Annotated in this window: 3 protein-coding genes; all 3 read right to left on the bottom strand. The window is 29.7% G+C overall.

The genetic code is table 11. The features are described from left to right. Positions 1 to 98 precede the first annotated feature (98 nt). On the bottom strand, positions 99 to 350 hold the full coding sequence (locus tag ACW2QF_RS13635; RefSeq protein ID WP_455716554.1) for an EsaB/YukD family protein: 252 nt from the start codon (positions 348 to 350) through the stop codon (positions 99 to 101). 88 nt (positions 351 to 438) lie between these two features. Then, positions 439 to 1,494 (bottom strand): AAA family ATPase, encoded by a 1,056-nt coding sequence (locus ACW2QF_RS13630; protein ID WP_455716553.1) that lies wholly within the window; start codon positions 1,492 to 1,494, stop codon positions 439 to 441. A gap of 9 nt (positions 1,495 to 1,503) precedes the next feature. Then, a partial coding sequence (locus tag ACW2QF_RS13625) for an FHA domain-containing protein (protein ID WP_455716552.1) occupies positions 1,504 to 2,368 on the bottom strand: 865 nt, incomplete at its 5' end.

Raw genomic sequence — 2,368 nt, 5'->3', positions numbered from 1 at the left:
GCTTAGTCTCGTTTAAATCAATCTCTTGATACAATTTCTTATTATAAATAATTATCTTATACCCGTAATTTTTCAATTTACCCCTCTGCCCTCTCTCATTATCTTGTAAAATTAATTATGGATCCATTATGTAACCCATATTCCTCAATACTACGATTTCCTTTTAATAAAGCAATAGGATTTTCCGTTTGTAGATAACACTGTGACAAATCATTGCTATTAATATTCAAATGAAAAGCTTCATTTAATGCAATAATCAATTCATTTACACTTAAATCACATGGTACAGAAACATCTATTGTTTTATTCTTCTTCCATAACCTTAATTGAATAATAATATTCTGATCCATACTTACTCCTTCTTTGCGAACGTGTTTCATGCTAATTATGTTAGACAAAAAACTGAGAACATTATATATTGAGTTTGACAACTGCTTATTACAATAAATAATAAGCAATTTTTTGAAATCCACCTTCTACATATTTATCTCTAGTTTTACCTATATCTTGTGATTTCTCTTCCACTGTAATATATTCTAAAATATCATATGCCTTTTTCTTAGTTGAATCGGTCAAACAATTTTGCTTCTTGTCATCGAACAAATTACAAACTATATTAAACTTATCTTGTCCTACATAATCAATATTCGTTAAGAATCGTTCTAATTTAAATGTCGATAGATAATCTTGACATGCCACTATGATAACCTTATCTGCCATCCCCATATAGACAACATTATCTTGATTAAATTCAGAGGAAGTTTCAACGACTATATAATCGTATAAATTAAGTTCCTTGATTGAAGCAATTAACTGTTTGTAAGATGATAATGTAATGTTAAGCGCAATCGTAGATTGCTCTAACGGTGGTAAGTAATCAAACTCTTCTCTTCTAATCGTATTCTTAAATTCTTTGATCAAATTCTCTTCTTGTCTAATCATTGCTTGTTCAAATTCTTTCGGTAAAAAGCCTTTTTCATTCAAATAGTATTCGAAATTCTGCACAGATTCGACATTCAAATATAACACTCTTTTGTTTAAGTCTGCTAACGCTCTAGCAATACCAAGGGCTGTATATGTCTTGCCACTTCCTCCAATTGGAGAATATACCATAACCAATTTTCCTTTTTGATTATTTGAAGTATCTATTTTATCCAATCCAGATAAGCTTGCAATCTTCGTATATATATGACCAATACTTGAATATTTATTAATAAGATTCCGTGCATCTATGAATTTATCATCACTATTTACGTTTTCAGTTAATATGTATACATCGTTAATAGAAAAACGCTCAAACTGTTTCCCATATAAACTATCCTTAATAACTAATATATTAATTTCATGTGGTTCTTCTAAGTATTGATTAAGATAGTCTAACTCCGTAATCATTGTTATATCTACTTTGTCTTCTAAAGCATCAATAAACTTCATTACAAGTCGCATTAAATATTCTTCATCCACATCTACAAATAAAATTTTTATCTGATCCATTTTACATACCTACTTATCTTCAATAAAATTAAATGTCAAATCTGATATCGTTATTTGGTCCCCGTTTTTTATCCGTACTGGAATATTAGGAGAACAACGTAATCCATTTACCATTGTCCCATTCACACTCGAAAGATCAACAATCATATATACATCTTTACGAACAAGAATCTTACAATGAATTCTACTAACTGTTGGATTACCTTCTATAACCCCATCAACTGTGCCTACTTTCTTACCTATCACAAACTCTTGCTTGGTTATTGGTATTATTAATTTATTCTGAGGATTACTTTGCACTAATTTTAATTTTTTAGTAGTTAACGTTTCTTTTTCTCTCTTTCTATTAGCCTCTGATATTTCCTCAAAATATCTTCCTTCTAATCTTGTTGTTAACGTTTCTAGGGAAACTGCATTACTTTTCAAATCCTTTAGCAATTCTATCCCACCACTATCATTCTTATCTACATACGTCTTCGTTATTGAGATCAAAAACTCATAAAGCCAACCATCAATCAATTCTTCCTTAGTATCCATCTCCAAAGTGAATGGACAATAAATCATATATAATTGTAAGGGCTCTAATGTTATGTACATTAAATCTAAATCTAACTGAAGATGATTTTCATTCAAGAAACCATTTTCCTTAACATATTGGTATATTTTTAGTACTTCTGCAAGAATTGAATATATTTTTGATGTTGGTAACCCAGGGACAACAGCACTTAACGATTGTAATTGTTGCACATTATACACGAGCTGAAGATGCCCATTACAGGTTACTTTTGAACATCTTAAGAGATTATTCTCTCTTTGATTCAGTAGCACTTTATATTCAATAGTTGAAAAATGATCTTCTTTAGGAATTGTATAT

The organism is Anaerosporobacter sp., from assembly GCF_965301125.1.
This window is presented reverse-complemented; position numbering and strand designations above follow the sequence as displayed.